Annotated in this window: 14 protein-coding genes and 1 tRNA gene; 11 read left to right on the forward strand and 4 right to left on the reverse strand. The window is 55.0% G+C overall.

Features of this window, described 5'->3' with window-relative positions:
* Positions 1-64: 64 nt before the first annotated feature.
* The 11 genes from pyrH to ACR0LL_RS03300 all read left to right on the forward strand — a co-directional run bounded on the left by pyrH (position 65) and on the right by ACR0LL_RS03300 (position 12077).
* The gene (pyrH, locus tag ACR0LL_RS03250) at positions 65-817 is read left to right on the forward strand and encodes a UMP kinase (protein ID WP_209504110.1); all 753 of its coding nucleotides are present in this window, start codon (positions 65-67) and stop codon (positions 815-817) included.
* A gap of 262 nt (positions 818-1079) precedes the next feature.
* Positions 1080-2306 carry an aminotransferase class V-fold PLP-dependent enzyme gene (locus tag ACR0LL_RS03255; RefSeq protein WP_480583932.1) on the forward strand — a complete coding sequence of 409 codons (1227 nt, stop codon included), beginning with the start codon at positions 1080-1082 and terminating at the stop codon, positions 2304-2306.
* Positions 2307-2354: 48 nt separating this feature from the next.
* Entirely contained in the window at positions 2355-3779 is a 1425-nt protein-coding gene (locus ACR0LL_RS03260) for a cryptochrome/photolyase family protein (protein WP_480583935.1), read from the forward strand.
* A gap of 69 nt (positions 3780-3848) precedes the next feature.
* A complete protein-coding gene (locus tag ACR0LL_RS03265) occupies positions 3849-5060 on the forward strand; it encodes a class I SAM-dependent methyltransferase (protein ID WP_480583937.1) in 1212 nt (403 codons plus the stop codon).
* A gap of 11 nt (positions 5061-5071) precedes the next feature.
* Positions 5072-5512: a TrgA family protein gene (locus ACR0LL_RS03270; protein WP_480485825.1), complete on the forward strand. Its 441-nt coding sequence runs from the start codon at positions 5072-5074 to the stop codon at positions 5510-5512.
* A 36-nt stretch (positions 5513-5548) separates the two neighbouring features.
* Positions 5549-6655, forward strand: a complete 1107-nt coding sequence (locus ACR0LL_RS03275) for an NUDIX domain-containing protein (protein WP_480585250.1) — start codon at positions 5549-5551, stop codon at positions 6653-6655.
* A gap of 68 nt (positions 6656-6723) precedes the next feature.
* The gene (locus ACR0LL_RS03280; RefSeq protein ID WP_480583940.1) at positions 6724-7758 is read left to right on the forward strand and encodes a cysteine synthase A; all 1035 of its coding nucleotides are present in this window, start codon (positions 6724-6726) and stop codon (positions 7756-7758) included.
* Positions 7758-10184: a DUF3772 domain-containing protein gene (locus ACR0LL_RS03285; protein WP_480583943.1), complete on the forward strand. Its 2427-nt coding sequence runs from the start codon at positions 7758-7760 to the stop codon at positions 10182-10184. The genes ACR0LL_RS03280 and ACR0LL_RS03285 overlap by 1 nt, the downstream gene beginning before the upstream one ends.
* Before the next feature lie 143 nt (positions 10185-10327).
* A tRNA-Ser gene (locus ACR0LL_RS03290) sits at positions 10328-10417 on the forward strand.
* Positions 10418-10641: 224 nt separating this feature from the next.
* Entirely contained in the window at positions 10642-11022 is a 381-nt protein-coding gene (locus ACR0LL_RS03295) for a group I truncated hemoglobin (RefSeq protein ID WP_245222458.1), read from the forward strand.
* On the forward strand, positions 11019-12077 hold the full coding sequence (locus ACR0LL_RS03300) for an adenylate/guanylate cyclase domain-containing protein (protein ID WP_480583946.1): 1059 nt from the start codon (positions 11019-11021) through the stop codon (positions 12075-12077). Before ACR0LL_RS03295 ends, ACR0LL_RS03300 begins: the two co-directional genes overlap by 4 nt.
* 6 nt (positions 12078-12083) lie before the next feature.
* Here the strand turns inward: ACR0LL_RS03300 and ACR0LL_RS03305 are convergent, their stop codons facing one another.
* The 4 genes from ACR0LL_RS03305 to metA form a co-directional block, all read right to left on the reverse strand.
* A complete protein-coding gene (locus ACR0LL_RS03305) occupies positions 12084-12698 on the reverse strand; it encodes a TetR/AcrR family transcriptional regulator (protein WP_480583949.1) in 615 nt (204 codons plus the stop codon).
* 113 nt (positions 12699-12811) lie between these two features.
* Positions 12812-13681, reverse strand: a complete 870-nt coding sequence (ppk2, locus tag ACR0LL_RS03310) for a polyphosphate kinase 2 (protein ID WP_480583952.1) — start codon at positions 13679-13681, stop codon at positions 12812-12814.
* 49 nt (positions 13682-13730) lie between these two features.
* The gene (locus ACR0LL_RS03315; protein WP_480583954.1) at positions 13731-14684 is read right to left on the reverse strand and encodes an alpha/beta fold hydrolase; all 954 of its coding nucleotides are present in this window, start codon (positions 14682-14684) and stop codon (positions 13731-13733) included.
* Positions 14674-15591, reverse strand: a complete 918-nt coding sequence (gene metA, locus ACR0LL_RS03320) for a homoserine O-acetyltransferase MetA (protein ID WP_480583957.1) — start codon at positions 15589-15591, stop codon at positions 14674-14676. Before metA ends, ACR0LL_RS03315 begins: the two co-directional genes overlap by 11 nt.
* Positions 15592-15612 lie beyond the last annotated feature (21 nt).

Consider the following 15612-nt stretch of genomic DNA (forward strand, 5'->3'; position numbering starts at 1 on the left):
AACCTGCGGAGCTTTTGCTTCATTTTGCGCCGGAAATTAACCCCGTGCCAGCCCGGAGCGCAACATGAGCCTTTCCCCGTCTTCTGAAACTGCCGAAACCCCGAAAACCACATACAAACGTGTCATGTTGAAAATTTCAGGAGAGGCATTGATGGGGGATCAGGGCTTTGGCCTGCACCCGCCAACCGTTCAGCGCATCGCGCAAGAGGTGAAATCGGTTCACGATCTGGGCGTTGAGATCTGCATGGTTATCGGTGGCGGAAACATTTTCCGGGGCCTGAGTGGGTCTGCTCAGGGTATGGAGCGGACCACAGCAGACTATATGGGGATGTTGGCCACGGTGATGAACGCACTGGGTATGCAATCTGCCCTGGAAGAAATTGGGGTGTTCACCCGGGTCATTTCGGCCATTCGCATGGATGAAGTGTGCGAGCCTTATATCCGCCGCCGCGCCGTACGGCACCTTGAAAAGAAAAGGGTTTGCATCTTTGCGGCCGGTACCGGCAACCCGTATTTCACCACCGACACCGCGGCGACCTTGCGCGCCAATGAAATGGCGTGTGAGGCGATTTTCATGGGCAAGAACGGTGTCGACGGCGTTTACGACAAGGATCCCAAACAACATGCCGACGCGGTGCGTTATGACACGGTCACCTATGACGACGTTCTAGCCAAGCGGTTGCGGGTCATGGATGCGTCAGCCATCGCGCTGGCGCGTGACAACAACCTGCCTCTGATCGTCTTTGGTCTGGATGAGCCCGGTGGTTTCCGTGGAATTCTTGCAGGCGAGGGGACATATACCAAAGTTCAGGGTTGAGGCCCGAACGAGACCCGCCCCAGAGTGTTGGAAATTCAGCCCCGGCAACCCCGCCGGGCTTTTTCTTTTGCTTCAGCTTGACGGTCGCGGATGGTGCTGTCTAAGTAGCGTTGTCCTTCCGAAGTGAAGGGCTGCCCGGTGTTTCGTCAGCTCATGGCGCAAGCACAGGCTGGGCTGGAAGACCTGCCATGATTTCTGAGATGTCCGGAAACATGAGCGGGCATCTTGTTGATATGACAGCACAACTAAGGAGCAATGAGGCATGAGCTCTCTGGATATCGATTTCGTTCGGGCACAGTTTCCGGCTTTTTCCGAACCCAGCCTGAAAGGACAGGCGTTTTTTGAGAATGCGGGCGGGTCATATACCTGCAAGCCGGTGATCGACCGGTTGACGCGGTTCTATACGCAGCGAAAGGTTCAGCCCTACGCCCCTTATGAGGCCAGCCGTCTTGCAGGTGCCGAGATGGATGAGGCACGCGCGCGCATGGCCGCCATCCTGGGTGTTGAAACCGATGAGCTGAGCTTTGGCCCTTCGACGACACAGAATACCTATGTTTTGGCACAGGCGTTCAGGCAATGGATGAAACCTGGCGAGGCGATTGTCGTGACCAATCAGGATCACGAGGCAAATTCGGGCCCATGGCGTCGTCTGGCCGAGGCAGGGATTGAGGTGCGGGAGTGGCAGATCGATCCTGAAACCGGATCACTGAACCCGCAGGATCTGGAAAACATGCTGGACGAAAAAGTGCGTCTGGTCTGTTTCCCGCATTGTTCCAATGTCGTGGGAGAGATTAACCCGGTCACCGAGATCACTGCGATTGCCCACGCGGCTGGTGCATTTGTCTGCGTGGACGGCGTATCTTACGCCCCGCATGGGTTTCCGAATGTTGGCGATCTGGGGCCGGATATCTATCTGTTTTCAGCCTATAAAACTTACGGCCCGCATCAAGGCTGCATGGTCATTCGCCGAACACTGGGAGAGTTGCTGCCCAACCAAGCGCACTACTTCAACGCCGACGTTCTTTACAAGCGCTTTACCCCGGCAGGCCCGGATCATGCTCAGATTGCGGCAAGTGCAGGTATGGCCGATTACGTCGAGCTCCTGTGCACGCATCACGGTGGGCCTGACGCCGGCGCAGCAGAGCAGGGTGCCTTTGCCCATGACCTGATGCGCGCGCATGAGGTGTCCTTACTTCAACCGGTTCTGGACGCGGTTAAAGACCGCAACGCGGTACGTCTGATCGGCACTTCAGATGCCACCCGGCGTGCGCCGACGGTAGCGCTGTCGCTGAACCGTCCCGCTGAGTCAGTTGCAGCGGAACTGGCGCAATACGATGTTATGGCGGGGGGAGGCGACTTTTATGCTGTGCGCCCATTGCAAGCGATGGGCGTGGATCCGGCACAGGGCGTTTTGCGGGTCAGCTTTACGCATTATACCTCGCAGCAGGAGATTGATCAGCTTTTGGAGGCGCTTGAACGCGTTTTGTGATCCACTCTGCTTGGGGCTTCGTAGAACGAAGAAAACCTCAGGGTGGATATGGAAAACGAGCCGTCTCCGATCATCTTATGGTTCCGACGGGATCTGCGCCTGTCGGACCATTCGGCATTGACTGCTGCTGTTGCAAGCGGCCGTCCGATCATACCAGTCTTTGTTCATGACCCTCTTGTGCAACACCTTGGCGCGGCCCCGAAATGGCGGTTGGGGTTGGGTCTGGAGGTCTTTTGCGACGCTCTGACGAGGCTTGGTAGCCGTCTGATCCTGCGGCGTGGCGATGCGCTTGAGCAATTGCGGACACTTGTCAAAGAGACGGGCGCAAAGGCTGTCTATTGGTCGCGGGCCTATGATCCAGCGTCGATCAGACGCGATACACAGATCAAAACGGCGCTGACCGAACTGGGTGTAAGCGCAAAGTCGTTTCCTGGTCATTTGCTTTTTGAGCCCTGGACAGTAGCAACAAAGCAGGGCCAGCCGTTTCGTGTCTACACCCCTATGTGGCGCGCGGTTCAGCGGCGGGACGTGCCAGCGCCGGATGCGTTGGTGTCACGCTTGGCGGGGCCTGCAACCTGGCCTTCCAGTGATAAACTGAGCACCTGGCATATGGGTGCGGACATGTACCGAGGCGCTGCAATCGTGCGCCCCTATGTCCAACCCGGCGAGAAGGCCGCCCGCGATCGACTTGAGCACTTTCTCGACCAAGTCCCCCGTTATTCCAATGACCGTGACCGGTTGGATCTGGACGGAACATCAAACCTGTCAGAATACCTTTCATTGGGCGAGATCGGGCCACGCACGGTCTGGCACAGGGTTCAACAGGCTGCGATGACGGGAACCCCCGGCGCCGAGGCATTTCTGCGGCAGTTGGTCTGGCGTGAGTTTGCCTATCACCTGATGTATCACTCACCGCATCTGCTGACTGATAACTGGAAAGCGGAATGGGATGATTTCCCGTGGAATATCGATCCAGACCACCCTGAAGTTGCCGCCTGGAGGCAGGCCCGAACCGGAATTCCTGTCGTCGATGCTGGCCTGCGGCAGATGTATGTGACAGGCCGTATGCATAACCGGGCCCGGATGATTGTTGCCAGTTACCTGACCAAACATCTGATGACACACTGGAAAATCGGGATGAACTGGTTCGAGGATTGCCTGATTGACTGGGACCCAGCCTGTAACGCCATGGGCTGGCAGTGGGTTGCGGGATCAGGCCCGGATGCGTCGCCCTTCTTTCGTATATTCAACCCCGAAACGCAGGCGGAAAAGTTTGATCCGCAGGGGGCTTACATGCGGCGCTGGATCGCCGAAGGCCAGACGAAACCCAGTGACGTTGCACTTTCCTATTTCGCTGCGGTTCCCGGTTCATGGAACCTGTGTCCGCAGGCGGATTATCCCGAACCTGTCGTGAAACTGGCGGATGGACGAAACCGCGCCTTGCGTGCGTATGAAAGCCGAAAATCCCACTAAGGAACTGAAAACTTGCCAGAAACAAAATCGCGGCCTAGCCTGATACCTGTGCCGCAGAGGGGAGAGCGGATGGTGCTGACGACGATAGAGGGGCAGTCGGATCTGCCCAGGTATTTCGCCCAGGTGTTCAAGATGCTGGCCCGAATGGAGTCGGGGCGACTAGACATAACATTGCCTGATGGCCGCATCTTTCGCGCAGAGGGGCCAAAGGCAGGGCCTGTTGCTCAGATCGATATCCACGACGGAGATGTTTTTGCCCGTCTGATCCGCGAAGGCGAGCTGGGGTTTTCTGATGCTTACCTTGAAGGACATTGGAGCACGCCTGATCTGCGCTCATTCATGGATCTTGTCCATCTGGGGTCCGAAACCGTCTATGACGGGTTTACTGGAAAGTTCCTTGTCCAGGCCTATGAACGGCTGCGGTTCTGGCTTCATCGCAATAACCGGACGCAGGCGAAAAAGAATATCTCTTACCACTATGATCTGGGTAACGACTTCTACGGTTTGTGGCTGGATGACACGATGACTTATTCCAGCGCCATTTTTGAGACCGGGCAAGAAAGTCTTGAGAAGGCGCAAACTGCCAAATATGCCAGCCTTGTCGATGAAATGGGGGCCAAACCCGGTGACCACATTCTGGAAATCGGATGCGGTTGGGGCGGTTTTGCCGAATATGCCGCGAAAGAGCGGGGTTTGCATGTAACCGGCCTTACGATTAGTGAGGAACAGTTCAAGTTTGCTAATGAACGTATTGAAAAAGCGGGACTTTCAGATCAAGTGACATTCAAGTTGCAGGACTATCGCGACGAGCGTGGACAATATGATGGCATAGCCTCAATCGAGATGTTCGAGGCGGTGGGCCAAAAATACTGGCCGGTTTATTTTGAAACCGTTCGTGAGAGGCTGAAGCCGGGGGCGCAAGCGACCTTGCAAATCATAACCGTAGGTGACCACCGCTGGGATTATTACAAGAACGGTGTTGATTTCATTCAGAAATACATATTTCCGGGTGGAATGCTTCCGTCGCCCACGATCCTACGGCAGCAGATCAATCAGGCGGGTTTGAATGTGGTGAAGTCGAAAGAATTCGGCAAAAGTTACGACCTGACGCTGCGGCGGTGGTATGAGACGTTCAATGCAAAATGGGAACAGATCGCAGACCTCGGCTTTGATGAGCGTTTTCGCCGCATGTGGAATTATTATTTGACTGCCTGTGGCGCAGCCTTTGACACGCGCAATTGCGATGTGACACAGATCACCGTATCAAAGCAAGTTAACTGACGGACCGTAACATGCCCACTGCCTCGCGTCTTGTAGCCGCCGTTTGTCTCATCGTGCTGGCATTCATTGTCTCTGGCATGATTATCGAAAACGGTGAAGAAGGTAAGGATTACGGGTACTTTACCCTGGTTAACATGGGCCTTGGCGCGGTTTGCGGGTGGGGAATCATGGGCAAGCGTGCAGGGCGCGGCTGGACTGCTGGGATCAATAACGGTCTGACTGGTGTCGCCTCGCTGATTTTCTGGGCGTTGTTCGTGCAGGGCTGTTACGAAATGTTCCGGCTTGCCATGCGCAATCGTTACGGTGGCCCATTTGAGGCCATTCTGGCCATTTTCAAGATCGGGATTGAGTACGGTAAGCTGTTGATTTACCCGGAAATCCTGATTGCATTCCTAATTGGGGCTGTTGTATCGGGACTGGCCACAGAACAGGCCGCCCGATCATGGCGCTGATCCGTTTCCCGACAAGAGAGATCGACTTTGTCTGATTTGTTTTTTTATGGAACGCTGCGACACTTGCCGTTGTTGGAACGCGTTCTTGGCCATCCTCTGAGCGAAACCAAAGCGCGGCCCGCCCAACTTCGAGGCCATGCTGTCCATTCTGTTCAGGGGCAGGATTTCCCAATGATCCTGGAAATGGAAGGTGCCAGTGCCGAAGGTGTACTGGTGCAGGAATTGTCGTCTGTGGATCTGGCCAGGCTTGATTATTACGAAGGGTCATTCGACTATGATCTGAAGCCGTTGAAGGTCGAATTGGAAGATGGGACCAATGCCCAAGCTCAGGTCTTTTTTCCTGCCCCCGGTGCCTGGAGGCCGGGTGATTTGTGGTCGCTTCAGGAATGGGCGGACAGATTGGGCGAACTTACAACGCTCGCCGCTGAGGAAGAGATGGCCTATTTCGGGAAGGTCGATCCCCGAGTCATGGCCCGCAGTGTTCGCGCCACTCAAACGCGTGCCTGGTCAAAGATTATGGCCGGGCAGCGGAGAACCGGTGATCCGCGGGACATTGCAAAAGATGTGATCGTGCATCGCCATGACCGGGTGTATCTTGATTATTTCGGGATGGAGGAAATCGACCTGCAACACCGGCGGCATGACGGCAGCATGGGGCCGGTACTGCGCCGTGGAAGCTTGTTGCAGGGCAGTGCGGTCGGCGTTCTGCCCTATGATCCGGTTCGTGATACCGTTTTGATCGTGGAACAGTTCAGACCACCGGTTTTTCTGAACAACGATCCGGAACCCTGGCTTTGGGAAGCGGTGGCCGGGATGATTGATCCGGGCGAGACACCCGAACAGGCCGCGCATCGAGAGGCGATGGAGGAGGCGGGTATTCGTTTTGACAGGCTGGAATATGCTGGCGGTGCCTACACCTCGAGCGGATCTTCCACCGGGTTCATGTATCTTTATGTTGGTCTTGGTGAGTTGACACACACCACAATCACCGGTGGCCTGGACACAGAAGGTGAAGACATCCGCAGTCAAATCTTGCCGTTCGACGAATTCATAGACATGACGGATCGCCATGTTTTCAAGGATCTACAATTGGTGTCTCTGGCTTATTGGCTGGCCCGCCACCGGGACAGATTGCGCGGGTGACTATCCCGCTTGTGGTCGCGGCGGTGCGGCTGTAAATCTTCGATGGTACAAAACGACAAGGGGCCATCATGCGCATTGCACGAGATCTTGCTGACGCAGTAGGAAAAACACCACTGATCCGGCTGCGCCGCATCAGTGAAGAAACTGGTTGCGAAATTCTCGGCAAAGCCGAATTCATGAACCCCGGTCAATCCGTCAAGGACCGTGCTGCACTCTATATTATCCGTGATGCCATTGCGCGGGGCGATTTGAAGCCCGGTGGCACCATTGTGGAAGGAACCGCAGGCAATACTGGTATAGGTCTGGCGCTAGTGGGTGCGTCAATGGGGTTCAAGACCGTGATTGTGATCCCGGAAACCCAGTCGGAAGAAAAGAAAGACATGCTGCGGCTGGCCGGTGCTCAACTGGTTCAAGTTCCGGCCGCACCTTATCGCAACCCCAATAATTTCGTGCATTATTCCCGGCGTTTGGCCGAGGAATTGGCGCAGACGGAACCCAATGGGGCAATCTGGGCCAACCAGTTCGACAACGTGGCGAACCGTCAGGCCCACGTTGAAACTACAGGACCCGAAATCTGGGAACAAACAGACGGTAAGGTCGACGGGTTTATCTGTGCTGTCGGGTCGGGCGGTACATTGGCCGGGGTTGCCGAAGCGCTGCGGCCCAAGGGTGTAAAAATCGGTTTGGCCGATCCCATGGGTGCGGGTCTCTATTCATATTACACCACCGGTGAAATCGCGATGGAGGGCGGATCGATTGCTGAAGGTATCGGACAGGTGCGGATAACAAAGAATCTGGAAGGGTTCACGCCGGATCATTCCTATCAGATCACTGACACCGAGGCGTTGCCCTATATCTTTGACCTGCTCCGCGAAGAGGGGCTGGTTATGGGCGGGTCAACCGCGATCAACATGGCGGGCGCCGTGCGTCTGGCCAAGGAAATGGGGCCGGGCCACACCATTGTGACTGTCCTTTGCGACTATGGCACACGGTATCAGTCCAAGCTTTTCAACCCGGATTTCCTGCGCGAAAAAGACCTGCCGGTACCGAATTGGATGACCGAAGCACCGCGCAGCATTCCTGGCGTTTTTGAGGACGTGTGATGCCTAAGCAGGTTCGCCTGTTTCTGACACTGGTTTTCCTGTGTCTTGTCGGGGTCGCAGGCGGTGCTGTTGCGCAGCTGACCGACAGGCAAAGTGAGTATTACCGGGGCTGGATAAAAACGGCGGACCGTGCCGAGTCGGTGATCGAAGCAAACCGTGCGTCAAACGCTGCGTTTGAGAATTTACGTTCTGAAATAAACGGTTACCGAGAGGACTTTAACAAGGCGCGAAGCGCCAACACGGATCGCATCGCAACGCTGGAAAGCCAGATCAAGGCGCTTGGTCCGAAACCCGAAGGGGACGCGACCGAACCTGAAGACATCGCTAAGTTGCGAACTCATCTTAATGATCAGCTCAACAGTTTGCGCGTGCCCCGCATCATTTCCGAAGAAGCGTATAGCCGCGCAAACGGATTGATCAGTGAAATCGATCGGATCATCCGGGCGCGGCAGACAAAACAATTCTTTGAGCGCGGTCCGTCACCGATCAACCCCGTATATTGGGGACCTGCATGGCAAGACGTAAAAGAGGCGCTTCTGAGCCTGACAAATGAAACACTTACCAACCTGCGTTCGGACGTAGTGAAAGAGCGTATCCGTGATCGTGGCTTGGGAATCCTGTTTCTCGTGAGTCTAGCGGCGGTTTTATTGATCTTCGGCAAACGTTGGTCCGAGCGGGGCGGCGACTATCTAAGATTGCTGGGCGGAGCGGGCACTGGTGTTTGGTCCTTCATCATTTCTCTGCTGCGGATTCTGTTGCCATGGATCGGTGTCGTTGCCGCCATCGCCGCGATCAGCCTGTCGGGTGTTCCGGGTCTGCGAGGCAGTTTGTTGCTGGAAAAAATCCCCTACTGGGCGGCAATTGCCTTCTTCTACGACTGGATTGGCCGACAGATTTACGTGATTGGTGCTTCACAAGGATTCAAGCGCCTGTCTGCTGCTCGGATTACCGAATTGCGGATACACATTGATCTGTTGGCTTTGATGTTGATCCTGCACGAACTGGCGCTTCTGTTCCAGCAGATCGAAAACGTTTCGGATGCGACCCGTGCGGTTATCAGCTTTCCAGTGATTGTCGGAACGGCATTGCTTTTGCTCCGCGTGCGGCAGATCCGGACGAACGACCGCCTGCTGGACCAGACGACGTCTACCCGGGCCGCTGGATTCAGCCAGTTGGTAGAATTCCTGCGCAAGGCCATGTTCCTGCTGGGGATCGCAACACCCGTACTGGCACTGGTTGGCTATACTAATGCGGCCGAAGCGATTGTGTTTCCGGCGGTAAAAACACTGGTTCTGATTGCCGCACTGGCAATTTTTCAACGGTTCGTCAGTCAGATATACGGATGGATCACAGGGCAGGGCGACGCTGCGCGCGACTCTCTTTTTTCAGTCTTGGTGGGCTTTGCACTGGCCATCGTCGCGCTGCCTGTTCTGGCGATATACTGGGGCGCGCGCGAAACGGATCTGCTTGAAGTATGGTCACGCCTGTTGCTTGGCTTTGACATCGGTGGTGTCACGATCTCACCCAGCAATTTCCTGACATTTATCGCCGTTTTCGCAATCGGTTATACGCTGACGCGGTTGTTGCAAAGCGGGCTGCGCAACTCGCTGTTACCCAAAACCAGTATCGATCCGGGCGGGCAGAACGCGATTGTCGCTGGCTCGGGGTATATCGGGATATTTCTGGCCGCGCTGGTCGCGATCATGGTCGCGGGGTTTGATCTGTCGTCTCTGGCAATTGTCGCAGGTGCACTGTCTGTCGGTATTGGCTTTGGCCTGCAAACGATTGTGTCTAATTTCGTGTCCGGCATCATCCTTCTGGTCGAACGGCCGATCTCTAAGGGTGACTGGATCGATGTGAACGGGATGATGGGCTACGTGCGTGACATTTCCGTTCGCTCGACCCGTATCGAGACGTTCGACAGAACGGATGTGATCATTCCAAACTCGGACCTGATCAGCGGCGTCGTCACCAACTACACACGTGGCAATACCATCGGCAGGGTGATTGTACCGGTCGGTGTCGCCTACGGAACAGATACACGGCTGGTCGAGACCATTCTGGGCGAGGTCGCAAACAACCACCCGATGGTTCTGGCCAACCCGGCGCCCAGTGTGGTGTTTCAGGGATTTGGAGCGGATGCGTTGGATTTCGAGATCAGAGCGATCCTACGGGATGTGAACTGGGTTTTATCCGTCAAATCCGACATGAACCACGAGATCAATCGGCGCTTTCTGGAAGCGGGTATCGAGGTGCCGTTTGCACAGCGTGATATCTGGTTGCGCAATCCCGAAGCTTTGCAGACCTCGAACAAGGTTAAAGAGGCAGGCCTTGCGCCCAAACAGAACACAACCGATTCAACGGCAGGAAAGCCAGTTGAACTGACAGAATCTGATCTGGACCCTGACGCGGGCGATGAAATCTGACGACCAGCCCGACAGCTGAAAGGTCGCGTTTCTGGTCGCTTGACGCTCTGGGTAGACTACCGGATTTAATTGATCCTTTCCGGTGATTTCACCGAATTGGGGCCTTGCAAATCTCATGACATTGGTCCAAACATCGCCGGCACGGAGAGGTGGCCGAGTGGTCGAAGGCGCACGCCTGGAAAGTGTGTAGGCGGGGAACCGTCTCCAGGGTTCGAATCCCTGTCTCTCCGCCATCACCCCCTTAGACAGAAACCCAAACCAGCCCCGGAGTCTTGGCTGTGTACAACTTGGTTTCGTGTACCACGCCGGGTCTTCGAAAGCGCAGGATTTTAAATCCCGGACACTTTTGCTTGTCCTAAAATGAACGCGCGTTAAGCCGGAAAACGAAAAAAATACCATAAACATTAACAAAAATGTCCATTTGATATAGAATTACAGTGTTTTTGTTCGGTAACTCTTGGGTTTTCGTGTGGCGCAAACGCTTTATGATAAATACGGTGGCTTCAAAACGATCAGCCGTGTCGTGATGACCTTCTATGAAATGGCGTTGGATTCGGATGACATCGGCCATTATTTTGAAGATATAGATATGCCGCGGCTGATTGATCATCAGACGAAGTTTGTATCGTCCCTGATCGGCGGACCGGCGTCATTCAGTGATGACAGGATCGAAGCCGTACACAGGCATCTGAGTATCTCACATGACGAATTTGATGTGATGGCTGAGCTGTTTGGCGAAGCGCTGAGCGTGCATGGTATGTCCGATCAGGATATCAAAACCGCGCTGGCCGCAATTGAAGGGAAGCGTTCAATTATCGTCGCCCGAAACGCGGCATGAGCATTCATGCAATAAACGAACAGCTGTTACGCGCCATCGGTGTCGGCATTGCCGTGGTGCGCGCCTCGGATCTTCAGTTCGTTTTTCATAACGGACCTTTCGCAGAGTGGTTTGGAACTCCCGAGAACGGCAGTACTCTTACGGACATTCTGCCGGCCCTTGATCCCAAAGAATTGGAAGACGTCAAGCAATCGGGCTTGAGATATTCGGTTGAATTGCAAATCAAGCCGAAGCGGCGGACCTTGATCTTTGCAGTCGCAGTTTCGTTGGCCAAAGGGCTGTCCGAGCAGGTTCTGATTGTCGAATGCCAGAACATCACGCGCATTCGCGAGCTGGAAAGCATGATTGACAGCTATTCCACCATGGTCGAACGCAACACGCGAGAACTGGAGCGCGAGAAAGAACGGGTTGAACGGCTGCTTTTGAACCTGATGCCACGGGCCGTTTATGAAGAGTTCAAAACCTTCGGTGTTGTCACTCCGCAGCTCTACAAGCAGGTGTCCGTGGTCATGCTGGACTTTGTGGGTTTCACCGATTTCGCGGCCAAGACCGACCCGACAGTGACCCTGAGTGAGTTGAACGACATTTTCACAGCGTTTGACAGGATCGTTGAGCAATTCGGGTGTGAAAGGATCAAAACAATTGGTGACGCATATCTTGCGGTCTCAGGCATGCCTGACCCGACACCCGATCACGCGACTGCTGTGGCCCATTGCGCGGTACGTTTCCTGCGTTATCTCGAACGCCGTAACGAAAGCCACCCGCACAAATGGCAGGCACGGATCGGTTTGGGCATGGGGGCCGCGGTCGGGTCTGTCGTGGGTATTCAGAAATACGTCTACGACGTTTTCGGTCCGGCGGTAAATATCGCGTCCCGACTGCAAATATTTGCCAATCCTATGAAAATCGTTGCGCCGGAAGAGATGAAATACGCCCTGATTGACGAATTTCAGGTCTCGGACTTGGGACGTGTTGACATAAAGGGAATGGGCGAGATGAATCTGATCAACGTAACGTCCGGGCTGAGCTTACCGCAAAGCAGCCGAACTTTTTGACAGGTGTCAATCGTCCTGCGGGATCAGACCCAGCCCTCGCAGGTAGATACCAATGCCGCTTTCCAGCAGGTCTTCCGGGGGGAAGGGAGACGTCGCTCCGGTATTGCGCGCGTATAATTCAACCACACCATGGCTCATCGCCCAGATATGTGCGCTGAACATCGACGCGGGCGGGCGCTTTTCAGGTGGAATATGTTGTGACAGGTCGTCGGCGGCTTTTTCAAGAACCGATTTGGCCCGATTGGCGGCCATTGATAGTTCGGGGGTGCGATTCAACGATATTCCGCTTTCGAACATGGCGATGTAATGGCCGGGGTTCTTCCGCGCAAAAGCCAGATAGGCCCGCCCGGTTGCCTCGAAGGCGGAAAGGGCAGAGGGTTGGCCCTTGTCATAAGCGTATTGCATCAGGTCCGCGAACATCTCGAACCCTTGCCGTGCAGCTTCGGCGATAAGGTCTTCGCGCCCTTCAAAGTGGCGATAGACTGCGGCGGGTGTTACGCCAGCGGTTTTGGCGGCTTCAGATAACGTAAAACCTGTCGGCCCCTTTTCTTCGATCAGGGACAAGGCTGCCTCGATCAGGGCTTGCTTTAGGTTTCCGTGATGATAACCGCGTTTCGACATCCCGGCCTCAGGTTCTTTGATTAGGTATTGGAAGACAAGGGGATAGACCAAATACACACGGTCGTCCAACGCTTGCCCTTGAAATCCTTGGCCGGGCAGGGTGAAAACGCAACCTAGGCTTCCCAGACATCCGGACCACCGCAGATCAGGGGATCAATGTCGCCAATGCTTTTTGCGTCCTTCTCATCATAGTCCAGCGTGTGCAGAACCGTTTGAATTGCTGCAAGACGGGCGCGTTTCTTATCGTCCGACCGGACAATTGTCCAAGGAGATACGTCTGAATGTGACCGGGTCAGAGTTTCTGAAATCGATTGTGTGTATTCGTCCCACTTGTCCAACCCAGCCACGTCAATCGGGCTGAGTTTCCATTGCTTTAACGGGTCGGTTTCACGGGCCAGAAAGCGATTCAGCTGCTCAGCCCGCCCGACATTGAGCCAGTACTTGAAGAGTTTGATGCCATCGTTGACCAAACCCGTTTCAAGCGGCAGAACCTGACGAAAAAACCGCTCGCGCTCTTCCTGGGTGCAGAAACCAAATACGTTCTCGACCACGCCGCGATTGTACCAACTGCGGTCAAAGAACACGATCTCGCCAGCGGCAGGCAGGTGAGGGATGTAGCGCTGGAAGTACCATTGACTGCGTTCAGTTTCTGAGGGTTTGCTGAGCGCCACATTGCGCGCGCCGCGTGGGTTCAGGTTTTCGCGAAACCGTTTGATCGTTCCGCCCTTACCGGCGGCATCGCGGCCTTCGAAGATGATGGCGATCCGTTGCGCCGTGTCCTTGACCCAAGACTGCATTTTGACCAACTCGATCTGGAGCAGTTCCATCTGCTCATCATAGTCCTTGGTCTTCATCTTCTCGCTATACGGGTAGGTCGGGTTCAGGATTTCGCCTTTCTTCGAATTCTCGATCTCATCCCGCACAGCTTTGGGCGCGCTTTCCTGAAAATACTTCTCGATAGAACCTTTTTCGGTCCGGGCCATATGTCACCTCGCGATAAAACCCATATCCGACTATGGATTAGAGCTTGGATTAACGCAAACCTGCACGCCGCGCTGCACGATCAATTGCGGCGGCAACCTCGGGGGCTGCGACAACCTGCGGCATGTGACCGATCCCCGGTAACGCGACCAGTTCGGCCTGCGGGATTTGCTGGATCAGACGTTGGGAATGCCACTCGAGGCCGACAGTGTCGTCGGCGGTGCCGTGAACGATTTCGGTTGGCACTGAAATCTCACCGTATTTCGGCTGCAATTGGGTTATCTCATCCAATAGATTGGCCCGTTGCTTGGCATTTGCATGCATGGAACTGCGCCGGATGGTCAGGCCGGGTCCGAAATGTTCGGCGTATCCAGCGGGGGCCGATTGGGGCGCAAATACAGTGTCCAATGCCCGTGTCACGTACCAATCGGGCACGAAGGAAGAGATCAGGGGCAGGGCGAGCGCGTTGCCGACCGTGGTAGATGCCAATTGGTTAAACCCATCCAGCGGCGTTTCCCACGGAATGGCAGCAGGTGCGATCAAAACAAGCGCCGAGAGATCCTCGGGCCTTGTGACCGCCCATGCAAGCGCCACTGAACCGCCATAGCTTTGGCCCGCAACGACAGGCTTTTCCGCCCCAAGTTGGGCAGCAGCTTTTTGCAGGATATCCGCTTGTTCCGTGATCGTTTCACCGTCTGGGTTGAAACTTTCTGAAAACCCCAGGCCGGGCCGGTCAAAAACGATGACGCGGTAGTTTTCCGCCAGAGTGGGTGCCAGCGCAAAGGTCATGTCGCGGGTGTTGCCGCTTGAGCCGTGAAGGAGGACCACATCTGGCCCTTTCCCCATGACAACCGCATGAACGGCGATCCCATCGACATCAAGAACCTGGCCTTCGGGTGGGAAAGCCGCTTCTGCCTGTGCTTCATTTCGGGCGCTGCGCCACGCAGTCACAGCGGCAAGGCCCAGAACGATGAGGCCAAAGGATATCAATGTTTTAGCGGCCAATTTCGCTCATATCAAAAGGCGTCGTCTGATAGATTTCGTTTATCCAGTTCCCGTAAAGAAGATGCGCGTGGCTGCGCCAACGGTTTTGAGGTGTCTTGGATGGGTCATCATCCGGATAGTAGTTGATCGGCACGTTGATGGGCGTGTCATTGGCGACGTCGCGGTCGTACTCCTGTTTCAGCGTGTCGCTGTCGTATTCAAAATGGTTGAAGATATACAGCGCGCGATGGCTGGTATCTTCGACCAGACAAGGGCCCACATCATCGCTGCCAAGCAGGGTGGTCAAACCCTGCGCGGCGTCGATCTCATCTTGTTTCATTTCCGTCCAGCGGCTGACCGGGATAACGCAATCGTCAGAGAACCCACGTAAGAAAGGTGATGCAGGGTTCAGATTGCGGTGACGGAAACAGCCAAAGGCCTTGGCATCCAGCATATGTTTTCGGACACCATGAAAATGGTTGATCATCGCCATCCCGCCCCAGCAAACGCCAAAGGTTGAATGAACGTTTGTCTGGGTCCAGTCGAAGACTTCGCTGATTTCATCCCAATAGGTGACGTCACCGAATTCCAGATGCTCGATCGGCGCACCAGTGATGATCAGGCCGTCGAATTTCTGGTCCTTAACCTCCTGAAAAGGCAGGTAGAACTCTGACATATGCTCGGCGGCGGTGGTTTTTGTCTGGTGTTCCGTCATACGGATCAAAGACAGTTCGATCTGCAACGGAGTTGCGCCGATTAGACGTGCGAACTGGTTTTCCGTCTGGATCTTCTTCGGCATCAGATTCAGCAGCCCAATGCGCAGGGGGCGAATATCCTGACGCATTGCCTGATCCTCGGACATGACCATAACGCCCTCTTTGTTCAGGACGTCGAAAGCGGGCAGATCTGAGGGGATTTTGATGGGCATGTGTCTGACTTCGAAGAGATT

It is taken from the genome of Ruegeria sp. AI2 (assembly GCF_056541275.1).

Coding starts and splice junctions, on each gene's coding strand:
- ACR0LL_RS03265 (WP_480583937.1), top strand. CDS start 3,849: ATGGTGCTGACGACGATAGAGGGGCAGTCGGATCTGCCCAGGTATTTC.
- ACR0LL_RS03285 (WP_480583943.1), top strand. CDS start 7,758: ATGCCTAAGCAGGTTCGCCTGTTTCTGACACTGGTTTTCCTGTGTCTT.
- ACR0LL_RS03300 (WP_480583946.1), top strand. CDS start 11,019: ATGAGCATTCATGCAATAAACGAACAGCTGTTACGCGCCATCGGTGTC.
- ACR0LL_RS03305 (WP_480583949.1), bottom strand. CDS start 12,698: ATGTCGAAACGCGGTTATCATCACGGAAACCTAAAGCAAGCCCTGATC.
- ACR0LL_RS03270 (WP_480485825.1), top strand. CDS start 5,072: ATGCCCACTGCCTCGCGTCTTGTAGCCGCCGTTTGTCTCATCGTGCTG.
- ACR0LL_RS03255 (WP_480583932.1), top strand. CDS start 1,080: ATGAGCTCTCTGGATATCGATTTCGTTCGGGCACAGTTTCCGGCTTTT.
- ACR0LL_RS03280 (WP_480583940.1), top strand. CDS start 6,724: ATGCGCATTGCACGAGATCTTGCTGACGCAGTAGGAAAAACACCACTG.
- ACR0LL_RS03260 (WP_480583935.1), top strand. CDS start 2,355: ATGGAAAACGAGCCGTCTCCGATCATCTTATGGTTCCGACGGGATCTG.
- pyrH (WP_209504110.1), top strand. CDS start 65: ATGAGCCTTTCCCCGTCTTCTGAAACTGCCGAAACCCCGAAAACCACA.
- metA (WP_480583957.1), bottom strand. CDS start 15,591: ATGCCCATCAAAATCCCCTCAGATCTGCCCGCTTTCGACGTCCTGAAC.
- ppk2 (WP_480583952.1), bottom strand. CDS start 13,681: ATGGCCCGGACCGAAAAAGGTTCTATCGAGAAGTATTTTCAGGAAAGC.